Genomic DNA, 459 nt, shown 5'->3' on the forward strand with positions numbered 1-459 from the left:
TGTGCGGTTACATCGACTCGGGGTTCGGCGAGGGCGCGCGTGCCGCTGCGGGCGGCCGCGCGATCGACGGCCCCGGCTTCTTCGTCGAACCGACGGTGCTGGTGGATACGACGCAGGCGATGCGCGTGGTGCGCGAGGAGATCTTCGGGCCGGTGCTCGTCGCGATGCCGTTCGACGACGTCGATACGGCCGTGCAGCTCGCGAACGACACGCCGTACGGCCTCGGCGCGAGCATCTGGTCGAACGATCTGTCCGCGATCCACAAGCTGGTCCCGCGTATTGCCGCGGGCACCGTGTGGGTCAACTGCCACTCGCTGCTCGACAACGCGCTGCCGTTCGGCGGGATGAAGCAGTCGGGCTTCGGCCGCGAACTCGGTCGCGCGGTGATCGACCAGTACACGGAAAGCAAGTCGGTGATGATGAACTACGCGTGAGCGTCGCGGCGAGCGCGTGCGTGGC

1 protein-coding gene is annotated in these 459 nt (G+C 68.2%); it reads left to right on the top strand.

From position 1 onward, the window contains the following. On the top strand, nucleotides 1–434 hold a 434-nt coding region (locus tag M3196_RS21780), incomplete at its 5' end, for an aldehyde dehydrogenase family protein (protein WP_251324377.1). Between the last annotated feature and the right edge of the window lie 25 nt (nucleotides 435–459).

It is taken from the genome of Fictibacillus nanhaiensis (genome assembly GCF_023715445.1).
Taxonomy (GTDB): domain Bacteria; phylum Bacillota; class Bacilli; order Bacillales; family Fictibacillaceae; genus Fictibacillus; species Fictibacillus nanhaiensis_D.